General features: G+C 63.1%; 23 protein-coding genes. 10 read left to right on the top strand and 13 right to left on the bottom strand.

The window, feature by feature from the left end:
- Positions 1-180: 180 nt before the first annotated feature.
- Positions 181-855 carry a cell wall hydrolase gene (locus tag D6201_RS09510; protein ID WP_242447502.1) on the top strand — a complete coding sequence of 225 codons (675 nt, stop codon included), beginning with the start codon at positions 181-183 and terminating at the stop codon, positions 853-855.
- A 60-nt stretch (positions 856-915) separates the two neighbouring features.
- Here D6201_RS09510 and xth read toward each other — a convergent pair whose 3' ends face one another.
- From xth to D6201_RS09495, 3 genes are read right to left on the bottom strand one after another with little or no spacing between them, the layout of a single operon-like run.
- Positions 916-1689, bottom strand: a complete 774-nt coding sequence (xth, locus tag D6201_RS09505) for an exodeoxyribonuclease III (protein ID WP_120048573.1) — start codon at positions 1687-1689, stop codon at positions 916-918.
- A gap of 10 nt (positions 1690-1699) precedes the next feature.
- Positions 1700-2014: a HesB/IscA family protein gene (locus D6201_RS09500; RefSeq protein WP_422664702.1), complete on the bottom strand. Its 315-nt coding sequence runs from the start codon at positions 2012-2014 to the stop codon at positions 1700-1702.
- 42 nt (positions 2015-2056) lie between these two features.
- Positions 2057-2485: a CBS domain-containing protein gene (locus D6201_RS09495; protein WP_120048571.1), complete on the bottom strand. Its 429-nt coding sequence runs from the start codon at positions 2483-2485 to the stop codon at positions 2057-2059.
- 100 nt (positions 2486-2585) lie between these two features.
- Here D6201_RS09495 and D6201_RS09490 point away from each other — a divergent pair, with 100 nt between their 5' ends.
- Entirely contained in the window at positions 2586-2888 is a 303-nt protein-coding gene (locus D6201_RS09490) for a hypothetical protein (RefSeq protein ID WP_120048570.1), read from the top strand.
- Here D6201_RS09490 and D6201_RS09485 read toward each other — a convergent pair.
- The 4 genes from D6201_RS09485 to D6201_RS09470 all read right to left on the bottom strand — a co-directional run bounded on the left by D6201_RS09485 (position 2885) and on the right by D6201_RS09470 (position 5858).
- Positions 2885-3178: a (2Fe-2S) ferredoxin domain-containing protein gene (locus tag D6201_RS09485; RefSeq protein ID WP_422664701.1), complete on the bottom strand. Its 294-nt coding sequence runs from the start codon at positions 3176-3178 to the stop codon at positions 2885-2887. The two genes, D6201_RS09490 and D6201_RS09485, sit on opposite strands and share 4 nt — an antisense overlap.
- Positions 3179-3258: 80 nt before the next feature.
- Positions 3259-3741 (bottom strand): DUF2497 domain-containing protein, encoded by a 483-nt coding sequence (locus tag D6201_RS09480; RefSeq protein ID WP_120048568.1) that lies wholly within the window; start codon positions 3739-3741, stop codon positions 3259-3261.
- A complete protein-coding gene (locus D6201_RS09475; RefSeq protein WP_120048567.1) occupies positions 3742-5214 on the bottom strand; it encodes a TolC family outer membrane protein in 1473 nt (490 codons plus the stop codon).
- Positions 5215-5216: 2 nt separating this feature from the next.
- Positions 5217-5858 carry a protein-L-isoaspartate O-methyltransferase family protein gene (locus D6201_RS09470; protein WP_242447501.1) on the bottom strand — a complete coding sequence of 214 codons (642 nt, stop codon included), beginning with the start codon at positions 5856-5858 and terminating at the stop codon, positions 5217-5219.
- A gap of 145 nt (positions 5859-6003) precedes the next feature.
- Here D6201_RS09470 and D6201_RS09465 point away from each other — a divergent pair, with 145 nt between their 5' ends.
- The 3 genes from D6201_RS09465 to D6201_RS09455 all read left to right on the top strand — a co-directional run bounded on the left by D6201_RS09465 (position 6004) and on the right by D6201_RS09455 (position 9569).
- Positions 6004-7518 carry a fumarate hydratase gene (locus D6201_RS09465; protein ID WP_120049325.1) on the top strand — a complete coding sequence of 505 codons (1515 nt, stop codon included), beginning with the start codon at positions 6004-6006 and terminating at the stop codon, positions 7516-7518.
- Between the two features lie 105 nt (positions 7519-7623).
- Positions 7624-8808, top strand: coding sequence for a sensor histidine kinase (locus D6201_RS09460; protein WP_120048566.1), 1185 nt, complete (start codon positions 7624-7626; stop codon positions 8806-8808).
- On the top strand, positions 8805-9569 hold the full coding sequence (locus D6201_RS09455) for a LytR/AlgR family response regulator transcription factor (protein WP_120048565.1): 765 nt from the start codon (positions 8805-8807) through the stop codon (positions 9567-9569). Before D6201_RS09460 ends, D6201_RS09455 begins: the two co-directional genes overlap by 4 nt.
- A gap of 56 nt (positions 9570-9625) precedes the next feature.
- On the opposite strand, the gene D6201_RS09450 is transcribed toward D6201_RS09455, so the two are convergent.
- Positions 9626-9937 carry a UrcA family protein gene (locus D6201_RS09450; protein WP_120048564.1) on the bottom strand — a complete coding sequence of 104 codons (312 nt, stop codon included), beginning with the start codon at positions 9935-9937 and terminating at the stop codon, positions 9626-9628.
- Between the two features lie 235 nt (positions 9938-10172).
- On the opposite strand from D6201_RS09450, the gene D6201_RS09445 reads away from it, so the two are divergent.
- The 3 genes from D6201_RS09445 to D6201_RS09435 all read left to right on the top strand — a co-directional run bounded on the left by D6201_RS09445 (position 10173) and on the right by D6201_RS09435 (position 11845).
- The gene (locus D6201_RS09445) at positions 10173-10439 is read left to right on the top strand and encodes a hypothetical protein (RefSeq protein ID WP_120048563.1); all 267 of its coding nucleotides are present in this window, start codon (positions 10173-10175) and stop codon (positions 10437-10439) included.
- Between the two features lie 34 nt (positions 10440-10473).
- The gene (locus tag D6201_RS09440) at positions 10474-11331 is read left to right on the top strand and encodes a metallophosphoesterase family protein (RefSeq protein ID WP_120048562.1); all 858 of its coding nucleotides are present in this window, start codon (positions 10474-10476) and stop codon (positions 11329-11331) included.
- Positions 11332-11452: 121 nt separating this feature from the next.
- A complete protein-coding gene (locus D6201_RS09435) occupies positions 11453-11845 on the top strand; it encodes a response regulator (protein WP_120048561.1) in 393 nt (130 codons plus the stop codon).
- 93 nt (positions 11846-11938) lie between these two features.
- Here D6201_RS09435 and rpsI read toward each other — a convergent pair whose 3' ends face one another.
- The 5 genes from rpsI to D6201_RS09410 form a co-directional block, all read right to left on the bottom strand.
- Entirely contained in the window at positions 11939-12469 is a 531-nt protein-coding gene (rpsI, locus tag D6201_RS09430; protein ID WP_120048560.1) for a 30S ribosomal protein S9, read from the bottom strand.
- Entirely contained in the window at positions 12469-12948 is a 480-nt protein-coding gene (gene rplM / locus D6201_RS09425; RefSeq protein ID WP_120048559.1) for a 50S ribosomal protein L13, read from the bottom strand. Before rplM ends, rpsI begins: the two co-directional genes overlap by 1 nt.
- A gap of 155 nt (positions 12949-13103) precedes the next feature.
- On the bottom strand, positions 13104-13856 hold the full coding sequence (locus tag D6201_RS09420) for a hypothetical protein (RefSeq protein WP_120048558.1): 753 nt from the start codon (positions 13854-13856) through the stop codon (positions 13104-13106).
- Positions 13853-14188, bottom strand: coding sequence for a divalent-cation tolerance protein CutA (cutA, locus tag D6201_RS09415; RefSeq protein ID WP_120048557.1), 336 nt, complete (start codon positions 14186-14188; stop codon positions 13853-13855). Before cutA ends, D6201_RS09420 begins: the two co-directional genes overlap by 4 nt.
- The gene (locus D6201_RS09410; RefSeq protein WP_242447500.1) at positions 14185-15240 is read right to left on the bottom strand and encodes a COX15/CtaA family protein; all 1056 of its coding nucleotides are present in this window, start codon (positions 15238-15240) and stop codon (positions 14185-14187) included. Before D6201_RS09410 ends, cutA begins: the two co-directional genes overlap by 4 nt.
- A 113-nt stretch (positions 15241-15353) precedes the next feature.
- On the opposite strand from D6201_RS09410, the gene D6201_RS09405 reads away from it, so the two are divergent.
- Both D6201_RS09405 and thiS read left to right on the top strand, forming a co-directional pair.
- Positions 15354-15722, top strand: a complete 369-nt coding sequence (locus D6201_RS09405) for a MerC domain-containing protein (RefSeq protein ID WP_120048555.1) — start codon at positions 15354-15356, stop codon at positions 15720-15722.
- A 23-nt stretch (positions 15723-15745) separates the two neighbouring features.
- Positions 15746-15955, top strand: a complete 210-nt coding sequence (thiS, locus tag D6201_RS13235) for a sulfur carrier protein ThiS (RefSeq protein WP_242447499.1) — start codon at positions 15746-15748, stop codon at positions 15953-15955.
- Positions 15956-15987: the final 32 nt, after the last annotated feature.

The raw sequence follows: 15987 nt of genomic DNA, 5'->3' as shown, positions 1-15987 counted from the left end.
CCAGCGACTTTCCGAAATCAGCGTATGTTGTTCCGCGCCGCAATGCGGCGGCGCAGGATGGCGCGCAGTCGGGGGGCCGATCGCCAGGTCCATTGGGACGGACAGCGGTAAACAGACGGACACGATTGAGCCGCGACCGCAGACCTGCACGATCGCTCACCGCCGTGAGTAACGGGATCGATGAAGATTACGAAAACGCGGGTCGGGGCGTTCGCCTGCGGCTCGATACTTATCGCAGGCTCTTTCTCCGCGGCCAGCAGCGGAGCCATCGCCCAGGATAGGGCGGAATCCCTCTATTCGTCCGAAATGGCGCAGAGTGAAAGTGAAGCACCTCAGAACGCCGCCGATCCGCAAGTTCGGTTCGTTGCCAGCGAAGTGGTGCAGGACATTCCCGAAAAAATCGAGCCCGAAGCCGAAACGGTCGATGCGGCAGATGCGTCGACACTGCGCGAACTCGTTGGCGAAATCGATACGAGTGGCGAGCTCTCGCGCGAAGTGATGTGTCTGGCGCAGGCCGTCTATTTCGAGGCACGCGGCGAGCCGCTTGATGGTCAGCTCGCCGTCGCGACCGTCGTGGTGAATCGTGCGGAGAGCAACACCTTCCCGGACGATTACTGCTCGGTGGTCACCCAGCGCTCGCAATTCTCCTTCGTTCGCGGTGGCCGCATTCCGCAACCCAATCGCGGGTCCGCCGCCTGGCAGCGCGCAAAGGCGATTGCACGCATTGCTCATCGCGACCTGTGGGAGAGCCCTGTGGACGACGCGCTGTACTTCCATGCGACCTATGTCCGCCCACGCTGGGCGCGCCGCATGATCGCTCGCGCGACGATTCGAAATCATATATTCTATCGGTAAGTTCGGTGGTCGAGATACGATCCAAGAGGGCTTCGGCGCAGCGCCGGAGCCCTTTTTGCATCAGGATCGCAATTCCACCCAGACAGGCGCGTGATCGCTCGCCTTTTCGCGCCCGCGATATTCCTTGTCGACACCGGCGGCGGCGAGCCGGTCGGCGGTTTCCGGCGACAGCAGCAAGTGGTCGATGCGGAATCCGTGATCGCGTTGCCAGGCGCCCGCCTGGTAATCCCAGAAGGTCCAAACACCGCCCCGCGGATTGAGCGTATCGATCGCGTCGGTCCAGCCATCGCCGAGCAAGCGGAAATAGGCATCGCGCGATTCCGGCTGCATGAGCGCATCATTTGCCATTGCGCAGACGGACCAGACATCGCGATCGTGGGGGATGACATTGAAGTCACCGACCACGACAGCGGGTTGCTCGCTTGCCAGCAATTCCTGCATGCGCGCCCGCAGCCGTTCCATCCAGGCAAGTTTGTAGTCGAATTTGGGCCCGGGGTGCGGATTGCCGTTGGGCAAATAGAGGTTCACCACCCGTACGCCGCGATATGTGCATTCGATGAAGCGTGCCTGCTCATCCTCCTGATCGCCCGGCAGGCCCTTCGACACGTCTTGGGGCGCCTCGCCATCGGTGAGGATCGCGACGCCGTTGAAGCTTTTCTGTCCGTGCCACGCGGCATGATAGCCGATCTCTTCGAATTCGCTTGCCGGAAAGCCTTCGTCCTGCGTTTTGATTTCCTGCAGGCAGGCGACGGACGGCCGCGTTTCCGAGAGCCATTCCTTGAGGCGCGGCAGGCGCGCCTTGATGCCGTTAATGTTGAAGCTGGCGATTTTCATCGCCGCAGCATTAGATGCCGAAGCTGGAACCGCAACCGCAGCCTGCCGCGGCATTCGGATTTTCCACGCGGAACGCCGCGCCGCCGAGCGATTCGACGAAATCGACCACGCTGCCAGCGACCAGATCGAGGCTTACCGGATCGACAACGAGCCTCACCCCATCGGTCTCGCTGACGCTGTCCTCGCCATCGGGTTCATCGAGATCGAATTTGTACTGGAAGCCCGAGCAGCCGCCGCCCTCAACCGAAAGCCGAAGGACGGCCGGCTTGCCCTGCTTCCGGGCGATCATCGCCACGCGCTTTGCCGCAGCGGGACTGAGTTGCATCGTGCTGTCCATCTTCTGAATGTAGGCGCGCGCGGCCCGCGCTCAAGCCGTGGTGATATAATCGCGCATTTGCTGCGCTTCGGATTCGATGCGATCCATGCGGTATTTCACAAGATCGCCGATGGAAACGAAGCCGATCATGCGATCGCCATCCACCACCGGCAGATGCCGGATCCGGCGTTTCGTCATCATGGACAGCGCCGCCAGCACATCGACATCCGCGGTGATCGTAATCGCGGGCGAGGTCATCACTTCGCCGATGGCCCGGTGCAGAACCGCCTCGCCTTCCTGCGCGATGCAATACAGCAGATCCCGCTCGGAAAATATTCCGGCAACTTTGTCACCATCGAGAACGGGCAGGGCGCCGATGCGTTTTTCGGCGAGCAGCTTGGCCGCAATCTCCACGCTTTGTTCGGGCGTGCATGACACGATCGTGGGATCGCGATCCTGAATGATCTGGGCGACGGACATGGTGATCTAACTCCTCTTTGCGCGAGTGTGCCACTAAAAGACCCGGTCCGGCAAACCCATAACATTGCCAGACCAGCCGCACAGGTCCATGAGCGGGGGAATGCCCGGTCGCTCACCCCTCGAAGATCCTGAAAATGCCGCTTTCGCCTGGGCGCGCTATCGGCGCATCATGCGCTTCATGTTCGCGATTACGCTCGGTGTGGTGATCATCGCGATGACGATCATCTATAATGGGGCCGATGAAGTGTCGCCGCACTTCTTCATTGCGACGGCCCTGGGGATCGGGTTCTCGATGCTGCTGATGAGCGCGCTCATGGGACTGGTATTCCTGTCGAGCGGGACGGGACATGACGAGGCAGTCGACAATTCGCTCGACAGTCTGGACGAGGACAAGCGGGATTAGGCGGGCGGATGCAGCTGGTAGTTCGCTACCGGCATCCCGCCGATCAAGTGTTCCTGAATGATCCTCTCGAGCACGACCTCCGTACAGGAGTGATACCAGACCCGGTCCGGCCAGACGACGACGATGGGTCCCGCTTCGCAAAGCTGCAGGCAATCGGCCTTCGTGCGCTGGATGCCGCCGCGCCCCACCAGGCCGAGCTCCTTCAGCCGCCGCTTGAGATATTTCCACGCCTTCTCGCCGACGTCGCGCTTGCAGCACTTCTGCTTGTCGGACACCGCACAGATAAACACATGCCGCTCGACCGCGTCGCCGCCGATCTTGGCCAGCGCGCGTTCGGCCTTCGCAATATCCTTAATCGAGTTTGTCAGCGTCAGCGCTTTTTGCCGGCGATGCGGGCAATCTCGGCCTTGACCAGCCGTTCGACCATCTCCGGCAGGTGATCGTCAAGCCATTGCGCAAGCATCGGTCGTAGCATGTCCCGAACCATGCCTTCCAGCGATGTCTCGCCTGAGCGTACGATCTGCGGCTTGGCGGGGGGGTCGGAAAGCATGGCAAGGGCGGCGAGCGATTGGCGCATTGCCTCGGCCGAGCCTGCATTCGTCAGCGATTCGGCTGTCTCTTCATCGGTGCTCTCGTCTTCGCCAAACGCCGCGCCCGCTTCGCCGAGATCGAGGATTTCGTCGGCTTCGTCATCGCTGGCCGGATCCATCGCAAAAGCGCGGGCCTCGGAATTATCCTGCGGATCGGCCTTGATCGCAGGCGCCGATGGCGCGGCAGCGCGATTGTCGCGCTCAATCACGCGCTTGATCGATTCAAGGATTTCCTCGACCGAGGATTCACCTTCCTGCCGCATTCAGTTCCCTATCGGTTCGATTGGCGTCGTGGAGTCTGGAATGTCTCCATCAGCCGCCGGGATGTCAACGGTCCGGCTGCTGGTGGCCACCGGTGCGGGATCGCGCTGCCAATCCCAGATGATGCCGCGAACACGCTCGTAATTGTCGATTGGATCGTAGAGCACGCCCTCCTCCCCCAGACCGAGATCGCGCGCTTCGGCGCGGCCCATGGAGGCGAGAAGGCTGAAACCGGCGACATAGGCGTTGCGCCGCGCCGTCACGAGCTGGACCTGCGCGCGGAGCAATTCCTGCTGCGCATCGAGAATGTCGAGCACTGTGCGATTGCCAACCGTGTTTTCCGCGCGCACGCCTTCGAGGCTGAGCGCCGCCGCATCGACGGCGGCCTGGCTGGACGCGATGATGGCGTTAGCTGCGCGCCAGCTGGAATAGGCGGCGCGGACCTGTGCGATGATGCTTCGCTCGACGGCGATGACCTGTTCATATGCGGCCTGCGCCTGAGCGGTCGCCTGCCGTTGCTGTGCGGCCACTCGCCCACCCTGGAAGATCGGCACGGAGAGCTGGACGCCGGCCGTTGCGCTCGTCGCAGTCTGGTCGGCATCTTCACCAGGAATGGCACCAAGCGTACCGAGGAAATTCTGATACCCGCCATTGGTGAACAGGCTGACTCGCGGCAAGCGGCCCGAACCGGCAACCTCGATGTCGAACCCCGCAGCCTCGGCCCGCTCTTTCGCGGCGATGAGGTCTGGATTGTTGGCAAGCGCGACGTCGACCGCCTCATCCGGGCTCGCTGGCAGGCCGGGAAGGGGCGGCGGAGGTTCGAGATCGGTCGGCGGGGTGCCGACAAGGGCGATATACTCTTCCCGCGCGGCCACGAGATTGGCTTGAGAGCTTCGAAGATCGCCGCGCGCGATGGCGAGCCGGCTTTCGGACTGCGCAACATCGGTACGGGTGAGATCGCCAATCTGGAAGCGGTCGCTAGTCGCTTCGAGATTGATGGCGAGGACATCGACATTGTTAGTCGAAAGCGAAACGAGCGCCTCATTCAGGATGACATCCATATAGGCGGCGACAACCTGGGTGAAGATCGCGCTTTCCGTCCCGCGAAGATCGGCGCGACCCGCCTCGACCCGGTTTTCTGCGGCAAGGATGCCGTTACGCACCGCGCCGCCCTGATAGATCGGGACACCAAGATCGATATCCGCGCTTAGCGCGCGTTCCGGCGCGATGAAGCTTGTGGAATTCTGAACGAGGAATTCGGAGTACCGGCCGCTGGCATTGACTGAAGGGAGGCCTTGCGAACGCTGGATCGGCACATTCTCGTCGGTCGCCCGAAGTTGCGCCCGAGCGGCCTCCAGCGTTGGATTGTCGTTATAGGCGCGGGTCAGCGCCTCCTTCAGCGTATCGGCCGATGCCGGCGCGGCGAACAGGCATGCACCCGCCATCAGCACCGCCGTGATCCGCCGCGTGCGCATGATCAGAAGCTCCAGCCCTTCGGCTTGTCGAAAGCGCGGAGCTGCGGAATGCCGGTATCGAAGACGGGAATGAGAGAAACGCCCGCTGCCGTCTTGCGACCGCGCGCCACGCGGGTGACGCCATCGGTGACGATTCCGGTCACGATCAGAGCGTTGTCCGCCAGCCGCTTGGCAAGCGCGGTGGGAACATGTTCGACCGCGCCGTCTATCACCAGCAGGTCGGCGCCCTTACCCTTGCGGCCCGAACCGACGGCATCCTCGGGCGAAATGACGGTCATTTCCTTCACCAGCGGGCGCAGCAATTCGGCGAGATAACCGGAGCCGCCATCGACCACGAGCGCATGCTCGTCACCGCGCGGATTGGCCTCTTCCAGCATCCTGCCCTGCACCACCGGCGCGGGAAGCCAGCCTCCGCCTTCCAGCCGGATTGCACGATCCATGTAGGCGGTGCCGACACCCGCCGCGGGTACGAAATTCTCGCGCGGAACCTGCGCCATCCGGCGAAGAACGAAGGGTTCGTTTACGCCGCTGGTGCGCAACTGGCTGTCGATCATCGCGCGCCGGGCACGGCCGCTGGGCGTATCGGGCCCGCGATTGGCGGCCTCTGCGGCGTCGAGCGGATCGGCGGTGGTCAAATCGGTCATTCTTTCGTCCTGCTGGGGCGGCCCAATCGGCGGCCTTGTCCTTACGCAAGCCGCGCCGCTTGGCCAATAGCTTTGACCGGGCGCGGCGGCAAAGCCTATGGCGCTCTCGACAAAGAGGAGTCCTGTCACGATGAGCGACGCGGGTATGACGACGATACGCGAGGAAGACCTGATCGAAACGGTCGCCGACGCGCTGCAATATATCTCCTATTACCATCCTATGGATTACATCACCGCGCTAGGCGAGGCCTACAAGGTCGAGCAGGGCCCGGCGGCGAAGGATGCGATCGCGCAGATCCTGACAAACAGCCGCATGTGCGCCGAAGGCCATCGGCCGATCTGCCAGGACACTGGCATCGTCAACGTGTTCGTCAAGTGGGGGCAGGATTGTCGGCTCGGATCGGAAAAGTCGCTGCAGGACGTCGTCGACGAAGGTGTGCGCCGCGCTTACAACCACGCCGAAAACAAGCTGCGCGCATCCATCCTTGCCGATCCCGCCTTCACCCGCCGCAACACGCGTGACAATACGCCCTGTGTGCTGAGCGTTGAAATGGTGCCGGGCAACACGGTTGAAGTGGATGTCGCGGCCAAGGGCGGCGGCAGCGAAAATAAGAGCAAGTTCAAGATGATGAATCCCAGCGACAATATCGTCGACTGGGTGGTCGAGCAGATCCCGAGCATGGGCGCGGGCTGGTGTCCACCGGGCATGCTCGGCATCGGCATCGGCGGCACGGCGGAGCATTGCATGAAGCTTGCCAAGCAATCGCTGATGGACCCGATCGACATGGCCCAGCTGAAGGCACGAGGGGCGCAAAGCGATATCGAGCAGCTGCGGATCGACATTTTCGACGCGGTAAACGCGCAAGGTGTCGGCGCGCAGGGACTTGGCGGCCTGTCCACCGTGCTCGACGTGAAGATCCTCGACTGGCCCTGCCATGCGGCCGGAAAGCCGGTGGCGATGATTCCGAACTGCGCTGCCACCCGGCATGCGCATGTGACCCTGGACGGAAGCGGCCCGGCCTATCTTCCGCAGCCCGATCTCGACAAATGGCCGGACGTGCACTGGGAACCGGACGCAGAAGCGAAACGCGTCGATCTCGACAACCTCTCGCCCGAAGAGGTGGCCAGCTGGAAGCACGGCGACCGCCTTCTGCTCAACGGGGCTATGCTCACGGGGCGCGATGCGGCGCATAAGCGGATCCACGACATGCTGGAGCGGGGCGAAGAGCTTCCGGTCAAATTCGCAGGGCGCGCGATCTATTATGTCGGGCCGGTCGATCCGGTGATGGGCGAAGTCGTCGGGCCCGCGGGCCCCACCACGGCCACGCGGATGGACAGATTCACGGAAATGATGCTCGATCTCGGTCTGCTGGCGATGATCGGCAAGGCGGAACGCGGCGCCGATGCGGTGGACGTGATCAGCCGCTTCAAGGTTGCGTATCTGATGGCGACCGGCGGCGCGGCCTATCTGGTCGCCCGCGCGATCAAGGAAGCGAAGGTCGTCGCTTTCGAGGATCTGGGCATGGAAGCGATCTACGAATTCACGGTGAAGGATATGCCCGTCACCGTCGCGGTCGATTCGCAGGGCAACAATGTCCACACGCTTGCCCCGCTGCACTGGCGCGAGAAAATACGTGAAGAAGGACTGCTCGCCGACTAGGGCGACGCTTGCGCGCAAGCCGCTCTTCGACAGGCGTCATACCGGTTTCGATGGAAACCGCCGACGCTGCTGGCTGCACGCCGACGATAAGGCTAGACCGGGGCGATGGACCAGGCTTCTTCCGAAAAGGCCGTGACCCGCGTGCCGTTCAAATTGGTGATGATCTCCATCATCGGCCTGTGGGCGACCTATTGGGTGATCGTCTCGCTGCGCGCCGAACTGCTGGGGATGGAGCAGCTGGTGGATATGAGCCGGCCGCGGATTCTCTCGATCCTCGTCTCCATCCTCATCACGATCGGGCTGTGGGTCGTGCTTCGGCCGTTCGATGCCAAACCGCTCTGGGCCAAGATCACTGCCGCATTGCTCTTCGCTCTGCCTGCCGCGTTGCTGAGCGCACAGGCCAATCGTGTGATCTTCGCCGATACGCAGGCGGCCGTCAGCGACAAGATGCTGGTCGAATTTGCGGAACGGCGCGGAATCGACCCGAACGACGGCGAAAACGAAATACTCGCCAGTATGTCCGAATTTTTGACGCCGAGTGCACAGGCGCAGATCATCGAGATCGGCTTCAGCCGCTATTTCGTGCTGCTTGCCTGGTGCGCATTCTACCTTGCGCTTCTCGTCGGCGAGAAGGCGCGTGTGGCAGAGCGGCGCGAACAGGAATTTCGCAGCGCGGCAAAGGCGGCGGAGCTGAAGAGCCTGCGTTACCAGGTCAATCCGCACTTCCTGTTCAACACGCTCAATTCGCTGTCCGCGCTGGTCCTGACGGGCAAGACCCAGGCGGCGGAGCGGATGATCCAGATGCTGAGCACGTTCTATCGCCGCAGCCTTGCCGAGGACACGACGGCCGACGTGCCGCTGCGCGAGGAAATCGCGTTGCAGAAACTCTATCTCGATATCGAAGCGGTGCGCTTCCCGATGCGGCTGGTGGCGCAATACGACATTCCGGCAGAGCTCGAGAACGCGCTGGTCCCCGGCATGGTCCTGCAGCCCCTGATCGAAAATTCGGTCAAGCATGCGGTGGCACCGTCGAGCGGGCGCGTGACGATCAGCCTGTCCGCGCGAGAGGAATACGGCCGGCTTGTGATCACCGTATCGGACGATGGCGCGTCAGCAGCGGACCGGGATGATACGCGGCCGGGATTCGGTATCGGCCTTGGCAATGTGCGCCAGCGGCTGCAGGCGCGCTTCGGCAATGAAGCGACCGTCGTTTCCGGCCATGCAGAGCGCGGCTTCGCCACGCATCTGCGCTTGCCACTCCGGCGCATGAAGGAAAGGGCGGCAGCATGACAGCGGGAAACGGTCCGAGCCATCGAACCACCGACGAACCCTTGCGCACTCTGATCGTCGACGACGAACCGCTTGCGATCGAGCGGATGCAGGTGCTGTGCGCCGAAATCCCCCAGCTCAGCGTCGTCGGGACGGCCAGCGATGGAGAAGCGGCGCTGCGCTTGGCAGAGAAGCTGACGCCCGATCTGCTGCTGCTCGACATGACCATGCCCGGGATGGACGGTCTTGATGTCGCACGGGCCGCGCGAAGGAGCGATAGCGGCCCGGCGGTCATCTTCGTCACCGCGCATGAAAACTTCGCTGTGGAGGCATTCGACCTCGAAGCCATCGACTATGTGTTGAAACCGGTTGCGTCGGACAGGCTGGAGCGCGCCATCGAGCGCGCCCTTGCGCGCCGAAGGGACGCCTTCGGCAGCGATGCCGAGGATCCCTGGCTGCGCGAATTCTGGGTTCCGCATCGTTCCGAATTGCTGCGTATCGAAGCGAACGAAGTGTTCCGCATCGATGCCGAACGCGATTATGTGCGGCTCCATGTCGGAGAGACCAGCTACCTGCTGTTGCAAACGATCGCCGGCCTCGAAGCGAAGCTCGATCCGGAGAAGTTTATCCGCATTCACCGCTCCACCATATTGCGCCGCGATTTCATTCGCGGCCTAAAACACGAAGGACTGGGTGTCTGGTGCGCGGAGCTCGAGGATGACGAAGAGCTGCGGATCGGGCGGACCTATCTGAAAAAGGTCAAGGCGATGGCCGGTCGGTAAAGCGAGAAAGGGCGCCAGTGCGGCGCCCTTTTCATTTTTCCGACTTGGCGGCGGTATCAGCCGCCGCGCTGCGCGTCGTGCATGATACTGGCGAGCCGACGCTCGAAGTCGCGCTTCGCCTGCACATAGCACGTCCGGGCCTCACGGCTGCGCAGGCGCGTGCCGAGCGTGGTTTCGTTGACGCCGCATACACGGCGCGCTGCGCGATCCACCCGGCGATCCAGTTCGGCGACGCCTTCTAGCGTGGAGAGGTCGAGGTCGTCATAGGCAACCGCAACGGAAGCCTGATCCTGCGCGGAAGCGAGGGCGGGAGAAAGGGCCATCCCGCTTGCAGCGAGTGCCAGAGCGAGAGCGATGGCTTTGTTCATGAGAGGGGCCTTTCAGCTTGCCTCCCTGTCCCGTGGGAGGGTCGCACCGCAGCCGGTGGGACTGGAACGGCTGCGGTGCGAATACCGAACTACGCGTGCCTCTTCGTGAATGCAGCCACGGCTCGACCTGTCGCCGCCAATGCCCGACCAACGATGCGCGCGCCCGACGAACCGCGAACACCGCTCCACCAGCGCGTGGATTGCGCTGGCCAGGCCGATTTGGCAGGATTGCAGGATGGCCCTGGCGATCGCTTTCCTTCTCGGTATCGGCAATTTCGCATGGCATCGCGCGGTGATGAATAGCGGCCATCGCATGGTCAGCGACATGCCTTACGAGGCACGGAAAACCGTCTCGATGTTCAGCATGGTGCTGGAATTCGTGCTGCTGTGCGGAGCGATGTATGCGGCGGCGAACGGCGCAATCGTATGGCTATTGGCCTATCTGGGATATTCGATCCTCAATGGCAGCGCCGCCTGGGCCATGGTCAGCGGGCGGCTCTAGCCTTCTGCGCGCGGTCTGCTAGCGCCTGGTGGCGATGGCCAGCGACAAGCTCCTTTTCCACCTATCCGACATTCATTTCGGGCTGGAGGACAATAGCGCGCTCGATTGGGTGGAGCGCGAGATCGCCGAGCGGCGACCCGATGCCGTCGCGATCACCGGTGACCTGACCATGCGCGCCCGTCGCCACGAATTCGTCGCTGCGGAGCGCTGGATACGCAGGCTGGACGTTCCCGTAACGATAGAGCCGGGGAATCACGACTTGCCCGGCTACCATCTCCCTTCGCGCTATCTGAACCCGCTCGGCCGGTTCGAGGCGTTTCGCGAGCTGGTCGAGCAAAGGCTGGAGTGGCCCGGTCTCGCTCTCGTTCCGCTCAACAGCAATGTGCCGGCGCAGCCGCGGCTCAACTGGTCAAAGGGCTGGATCTCCAGCCGTGCGCTGGCCGATTGTCTTCGGCAGATCGATGCCTTGCCGCCGGGTACGCGCGCGCTCGTCACCGTGCACCACCCTCTGCGAGAGACGGGCACGAGCGGCACGGCGCTTACGCGGGGTGGAGATCAGGCGCTGGACCGACTGGCGCGGCGAAAGGTGCTCGGCGTTCTCTCCGGCCATGTCCATGACGCCTTCGATATCGTCGAGCAGACACCCTCTGGCCCTGTGCGCATGATCGGCGCAGGTACGCTGTCGCAGCGTATCCGCTCGACCCCGCCCAGCTTCAACGAATTGCGTTGGAACGGAGAGACGCTCGACGTGCGCGTGCGAAATCTTGAAGGCGTCGAAAGCGCCGACATGATGATCGACGATGTCCCCGAGGATGCCATGCCGCCGCGCGAGCCCGGAGAGCCGGTTGCCCCGATCGGCAAGGTGCCGCGAACCGATCCACCCGTCTATTGACCCGATTGCGAATGAGGCGCGATGCGCCGTCAACATCGATTCACAGTGATTGGTCGGTCCGAAAAGCCATTCCGTCGCAGAAAACGGGAACTTAACCGAACGCTACGGTATTGCGCATAGCATGACCACTAAGGTGCTGATCGTCGAGGACGACCTCCTGAACCGTATGTTCTATGAGGCGGTCTTCAAACAGCGCGACTATCAGCTGATGGTCGTGGACGACGGTGCGGACGTGATGGATGCGGTCGACAGCTTCCAGCCCGACCTTATCACCATGGACATCCACCTCCCGCATATTTCCGGTCGCAAGCTGATCCGCATGATCAAGCGAAAGGATGAGACACGGCATATCCCCATCCTCGCCATCACCGCCTATGCCGGTAAGCAGGACGAGGCCGACATCCGCCGAGCCGGGGCGGGTGGCTATCTGGCGAAGCCGCTCAGCATCGATACGCTGCTGGGCGAGGTCGATGCGCTGCTGGAGCGCGCGCCGGAACCCGAAACGCAGCACTAGGCCAGAGGATTGGGCTTCAATGCAAAAAGGGCGACCCTTCGTGGGGGCCGCCCTTCGCATTTTCCTCCGTCGAGGAAACTTTGAACGCCTGAATTAACGCTTCGAGAACTGGAAGCTGCGACGTGCCTTGGCGCGGCCGTACTTCTTGCGCTCCACCACGCGGCTATCGCGGGTGAGGAAGCCGGCGGCCTTGATCGTCGAGCGGAGTTCCGGCTCGTAGCGAGTCAGTGCCTGGCTGATGCCGTGCTTGACCGCACCGGCCTGGCCCGAAAGCCCACCGCCGGTGACGGTGCAGACTATGTCATACTGACCTTCGCGATCGGAGATGGCGAAAGGCTGGTTGATGACCAGGCGCAGCGTCGGGCGCGCGAAATAGGTCTCCTGATCCTTGCCGTTGACCGTGATCTTGCCCTTGCCCGGCTTCAGCCAGACGCGAGCGGTCGCATCCTTGCGGCGACCCGTGGCGTAGGCGCGGCCCTGCTTGTCGATTTCCTGCTCGCGCAGCGGCATCGTCGGGGCAGCGGTTTCGCTTTCGCCTGGAGCCGCATCGGCAGCGGGTGCATCGCCGACGACGTCTTTCAGGTCGGACAGGTCGGATGCGGTCTTGTTGTCTTCGGTAGCCATTATGCGGACACCTTGTTCTTGCGGTTCATCGAGGCGACGTCGAGCGCTTCGGGCTTCTGGCCGTCATGCGGGTGCTCCGTGCCATTGTAGAGGTGCAGCGCCTTCATCTGCGCGCGGCCGAGCGGGCCGGTCGGGATCATCCGCTCGACAGCCTTTTCCAGGACGCGCTCCGGGAAGCGGCCTTCGAAAATCTTTGCAGGCGACGTTTCCTTCAGGCCACCGGGATAGCCGGTGTGCTTGTAATAACGCTTCTGCTGCGTCTTGTTGCCGGTGAAACGCACCTTGTCGGCATTGATGACGACGACGTGATCGCCGCAATCGACATGCGGGGTGTAAGTCGGCTTGTGCTTGCCGCGCAGAATGTTGGCGATGATCGAAGCGAGACGGCCGACGACCAGTCCTTCGGCATCGACGAGATGCCACTTCTTTTCGACCTCGGCCGGCTTGATCGACCGGGTGACCTTGCTCAGAGCCTTCATGGCTTTGTTCCTTGACGAAATACATGCGGGCAGCGCCTTACCGATTCGGTTGCGGCACTGCAGCGAAGGCGCGCATTTGTCGATTGGCGGCGCGCAAGTCAAGCAAATGCGGGCGATTGCGCGGAGGTAAAATAATACCTCGTCGGTTTTGCGCGCTACTTCGGCGACAGCGTCCAGCTTTCGACAGTTCGCCTGGATGTGCCCTCCGCACGTGTGACGATCTGTCGCGTTGCGCTTCGCATCAGTCCGGTCGCGCCGTCAGCATTTGCCGTAAAGGTGGTCTCGATCTGGCCCTCGGCTCCAAACGGCAAGGGCAATGCGCGAGTTTGGGTCCGCATCTCTTCCGATGGCGCGAACAGATCGACCGGCAATACTGCAGCCACACGCTGCCCGGCTGAGTGAAACGCCGCCACGAACTGCGCCAGCGCGTCCTGCTCGTTTTCGGCCAGCCGCTGCTCCTGCAGGCGCGCGATGGTTTCGCTCACGGCATCGCCGAGCGCGGCGTCCGATCCATAATGGCCATCCTGATCGCGGATTCGGCCGAAGGCATCGAGCGCGATGGGAAACAGCGCGCTCTCATCCCGGCCACGCTCGAGTGCGGCGAATTCCGACAGCGCGGAGGGCGCGTCCACCTGGACTTCGCTCTGCGCACCGCGAAGAATGAAGCCGCCGCTCGTGGGTGCGAAGCGTACGTCGAAGGCGCGGGCGACGGCAAAGGTCTGCCCATCGACCAGCTCGCGCGTTACGGCGCGGCGATAGGCCATAGTGCCATCGGGAGGAGCGATGAGTGGCGGGATGGCGTCCTGCGCGGCGATCGGACGTGAAGCGAGCACCGGTGTAAGCGCGCCTGCAAGCGCGAATTTGAGCGCCGCCCGGCGATGAATGCACACAGTGTCCCGACCCTTCATTCCTCGGTCTTTAGCGCCGTCTGCTGCGCGAGCCAATCCAGAGTGGCCGGTGTTGTCGCATCGCATCGCCATGCGGTGATTGTGGGCGTATCATACGGATGCAGTCCGTCGAGGCGGGACATCGCCGCTTCCAACCGGTCTGACGTGGTCTTCAACAGAACGCCCACTTCACTGTCGGATGCCGTCTCGCCGCGCCAGCGATAGACCGAGATCATCCCGGGCAGGATATTTGCGCAGGCCACCAGACCTTCGGCGAGCAGCGTTCCCGCCACCTCGCGCGCGCTCGCCTCGTCACCGAAGGGAGACCAGATCAGCGCCGCCTGCGCGCTCATACACGCCGCCCGAGCACATGCGCGCCCCAGATGAAGGCGAGAACCAGAAGTGCGCCGACGAACTGATGCGCGACGGCCAGCCAGATCGCGATGCTGCTCGTCACCGTTGCGATGCCAAGCAATATCTGTGTGCCATAGGCGGCGTGTATCGCAATCGATGCGCGCCGGTCGAAAGGCTTCACTCTGATTGCGAGCAGCACGAGCGCCGCGACGGCTACGAACGCCCACCAGCGGTGAAGGAAGTGCAACCAGAAGGGATCATGCGTGGAAGTGTAGACGAAGCCGCCCGACCAATCGATCTCCGGCACGAGCGAGCCGTTCATCAGCGGCCAGTCGTAACTCGCGTGACCGGCATTCAGTCCCGCGACCCAGGCGCCGAGAAGAAGCTGGATAAACAGCACCGCGCCCGCCGCCGCCGCAACGCCGGTAAACCGCGCGGGCGCACTGCGACCACTGGCGAGGCCGAGCAGGTCCATCGCCGTCCAGGCCAGGCCCGAGAGAGTGACAAGCGCGGTCATCAGATGGATGGATAGCCAGAAATGCGAGACATCGGTCATTTCGCTGGAAAGGCCGGAGCGGACCATGAACCACCCGAAGGCACCCTGCAAACCGCCAAGCGCCAATAACGCAAGAAGTCGGTGCTTGTAGCCTGTGGGGATCGCATTCTTCAGCCAGAACCATGCAAGCGGGACGGCGAATGCCAGTCCGATCACCCGGCCTAGCAATCGGTGAAACCATTCCCAGAAATAGATGAACTTGAACTCGGCAAGATCCATGCCCGCCGGACCGTTCACCAGCTGGTATTCGCCGGTCTCCTTGTAGAGCTCGAATTCCGCCGCCCATTGCGTCTCGCTTAGCGGCGGCAGCGTGCCGGTGACCGGATCCCACTGCGTGATCGACAGGCCGCTTTCGGTCAGGCGGGTGATCCCGCCGACAACGATCATCACCAGCACCAGCCCGGCGACGGCGAACAGCCACCGCGCCAACGCGACCGGGCGCGAAGCCGAGCCATTCATTCGAGCGGGAGACGACGATGCGATACTGGCTGCCATGGGCGCGGATGTGCGCATTCCCACGGTGATTCGCAAGCGAGCCCGATGTCCGTATGCGACGGGCCGTGCGCGTGGCACTTGCGCAATGATATAGCGTCACATACATAGCGTTCATGGCACAGCTCGCCCCATGGATTCGCGGCCGGATGGACCGCGTCGGCATTTTCCTGTCGGCGCTGTGCCTTTTGCACTGCGTTTTGGGCATCGTGCTGGTGGCCGGGCTGGGTCTCGGCGCAAGCCTGCTGCTCGATCCCGTGATTCACAAGATCGGCCTGCTTCTGGCGACCATTGTCGCGGGTGTCGCCATCGGCGTTGGAGCGGTGAAGCACCGCCGGGCCAAGCCCTTCGTCGTCGCGATGACGGGGCTCAGCTTCATGGGCGGCGCGCTCGCGGTCGGCCATGGTTACGAGGAAGCGGTGATGACCGTAATCGGCGTCAGCCTGGTGGCACTCGGCCACGTCCTCAACTTGCGCCGCGTGTAATCGCCACTATTTCGGGCAGAGCGATGTCCGATACGATCTCACTCACCGTCAATGGCGAAAGCCGCCGCACCGCCGCTGCCAGTATCGCCGCGCTCGTGCGGGAGCTCGGCCTGAAGCCGGAAAAGGTCGCGGTCGAGCACAATGGCACGATCGCGCCGCGCTCCCGGCTGGACGAGGTTGCGCTTGGCGAAGGTGACGCGCTCGAGATCGTGCATTTCGTGGGTGGCGGGTGAGCCCCCTTGCACCGCTGCCGCGCGCCCGATAG

Source organism: Aurantiacibacter aquimixticola (assembly GCF_003605475.1).
GTDB lineage: Bacteria > Pseudomonadota > Alphaproteobacteria > Sphingomonadales > Sphingomonadaceae > Alteraurantiacibacter > Alteraurantiacibacter aquimixticola_B.
The sequence above is the reverse complement of the archived record's forward strand: the minus strand, read 5'-3'. Positions and strand labels throughout refer to the sequence as shown.

Bases quoted from the DNA above. Each gene is read 5' to 3' on its own strand.
- D6201_RS09510 (WP_242447502.1), top strand. From the start codon at position 181: ATGAAGATTACGAAAACGCGGGTCGGGGCGTTCGCCTGCGGCTCGATA.
- xth (WP_120048573.1), bottom strand. From the start codon at position 1,689: ATGAAAATCGCCAGCTTCAACATTAACGGCATCAAGGCGCGCCTGCCG.
- D6201_RS09500 (WP_422664702.1), bottom strand. From the start codon at position 2,014: ATGCAACTCAGTCCCGCTGCGGCAAAGCGCGTGGCGATGATCGCCCGG.
- D6201_RS09495 (WP_120048571.1), bottom strand. From the start codon at position 2,485: ATGTCCGTCGCCCAGATCATTCAGGATCGCGATCCCACGATCGTGTCA.
- D6201_RS09490 (WP_120048570.1), top strand. From the start codon at position 2,586: ATGCCCGGTCGCTCACCCCTCGAAGATCCTGAAAATGCCGCTTTCGCC.
- D6201_RS09480 (WP_120048568.1), bottom strand. From the start codon at position 3,741: ATGCGGCAGGAAGGTGAATCCTCGGTCGAGGAAATCCTTGAATCGATC.
- D6201_RS09475 (WP_120048567.1), bottom strand. From the start codon at position 5,214: ATGCGCACGCGGCGGATCACGGCGGTGCTGATGGCGGGTGCATGCCTG.
- D6201_RS09470 (WP_242447501.1), bottom strand. From the start codon at position 5,858: ATGACCGATTTGACCACCGCCGATCCGCTCGACGCCGCAGAGGCCGCC.
- D6201_RS09465 (WP_120049325.1), top strand. From the start codon at position 6,004: ATGACGACGATACGCGAGGAAGACCTGATCGAAACGGTCGCCGACGCG.
- D6201_RS09460 (WP_120048566.1), top strand. From the start codon at position 7,624: ATGGACCAGGCTTCTTCCGAAAAGGCCGTGACCCGCGTGCCGTTCAAA.
- D6201_RS09455 (WP_120048565.1), top strand. From the start codon at position 8,805: ATGACAGCGGGAAACGGTCCGAGCCATCGAACCACCGACGAACCCTTG.
- D6201_RS09450 (WP_120048564.1), bottom strand. From the start codon at position 9,937: ATGAACAAAGCCATCGCTCTCGCTCTGGCACTCGCTGCAAGCGGGATG.
- D6201_RS09445 (WP_120048563.1), top strand. From the start codon at position 10,173: ATGGCCCTGGCGATCGCTTTCCTTCTCGGTATCGGCAATTTCGCATGG.
- D6201_RS09440 (WP_120048562.1), top strand. From the start codon at position 10,474: ATGGCCAGCGACAAGCTCCTTTTCCACCTATCCGACATTCATTTCGGG.
- D6201_RS09435 (WP_120048561.1), top strand. From the start codon at position 11,453: ATGACCACTAAGGTGCTGATCGTCGAGGACGACCTCCTGAACCGTATG.
- rpsI (WP_120048560.1), bottom strand. From the start codon at position 12,469: ATGGCTACCGAAGACAACAAGACCGCATCCGACCTGTCCGACCTGAAA.
- rplM (WP_120048559.1), bottom strand. From the start codon at position 12,948: ATGAAGGCTCTGAGCAAGGTCACCCGGTCGATCAAGCCGGCCGAGGTC.
- D6201_RS09420 (WP_120048558.1), bottom strand. From the start codon at position 13,856: ATGAAGGGTCGGGACACTGTGTGCATTCATCGCCGGGCGGCGCTCAAA.
- cutA (WP_120048557.1), bottom strand. From the start codon at position 14,188: ATGAGCGCGCAGGCGGCGCTGATCTGGTCTCCCTTCGGTGACGAGGCG.
- D6201_RS09410 (WP_242447500.1), bottom strand. From the start codon at position 15,240: ATGGCAGCCAGTATCGCATCGTCGTCTCCCGCTCGAATGAATGGCTCG.
- D6201_RS09405 (WP_120048555.1), top strand. From the start codon at position 15,354: ATGGCACAGCTCGCCCCATGGATTCGCGGCCGGATGGACCGCGTCGGC.
- thiS (WP_242447499.1), top strand. From the start codon at position 15,746: ATGTCCGATACGATCTCACTCACCGTCAATGGCGAAAGCCGCCGCACC.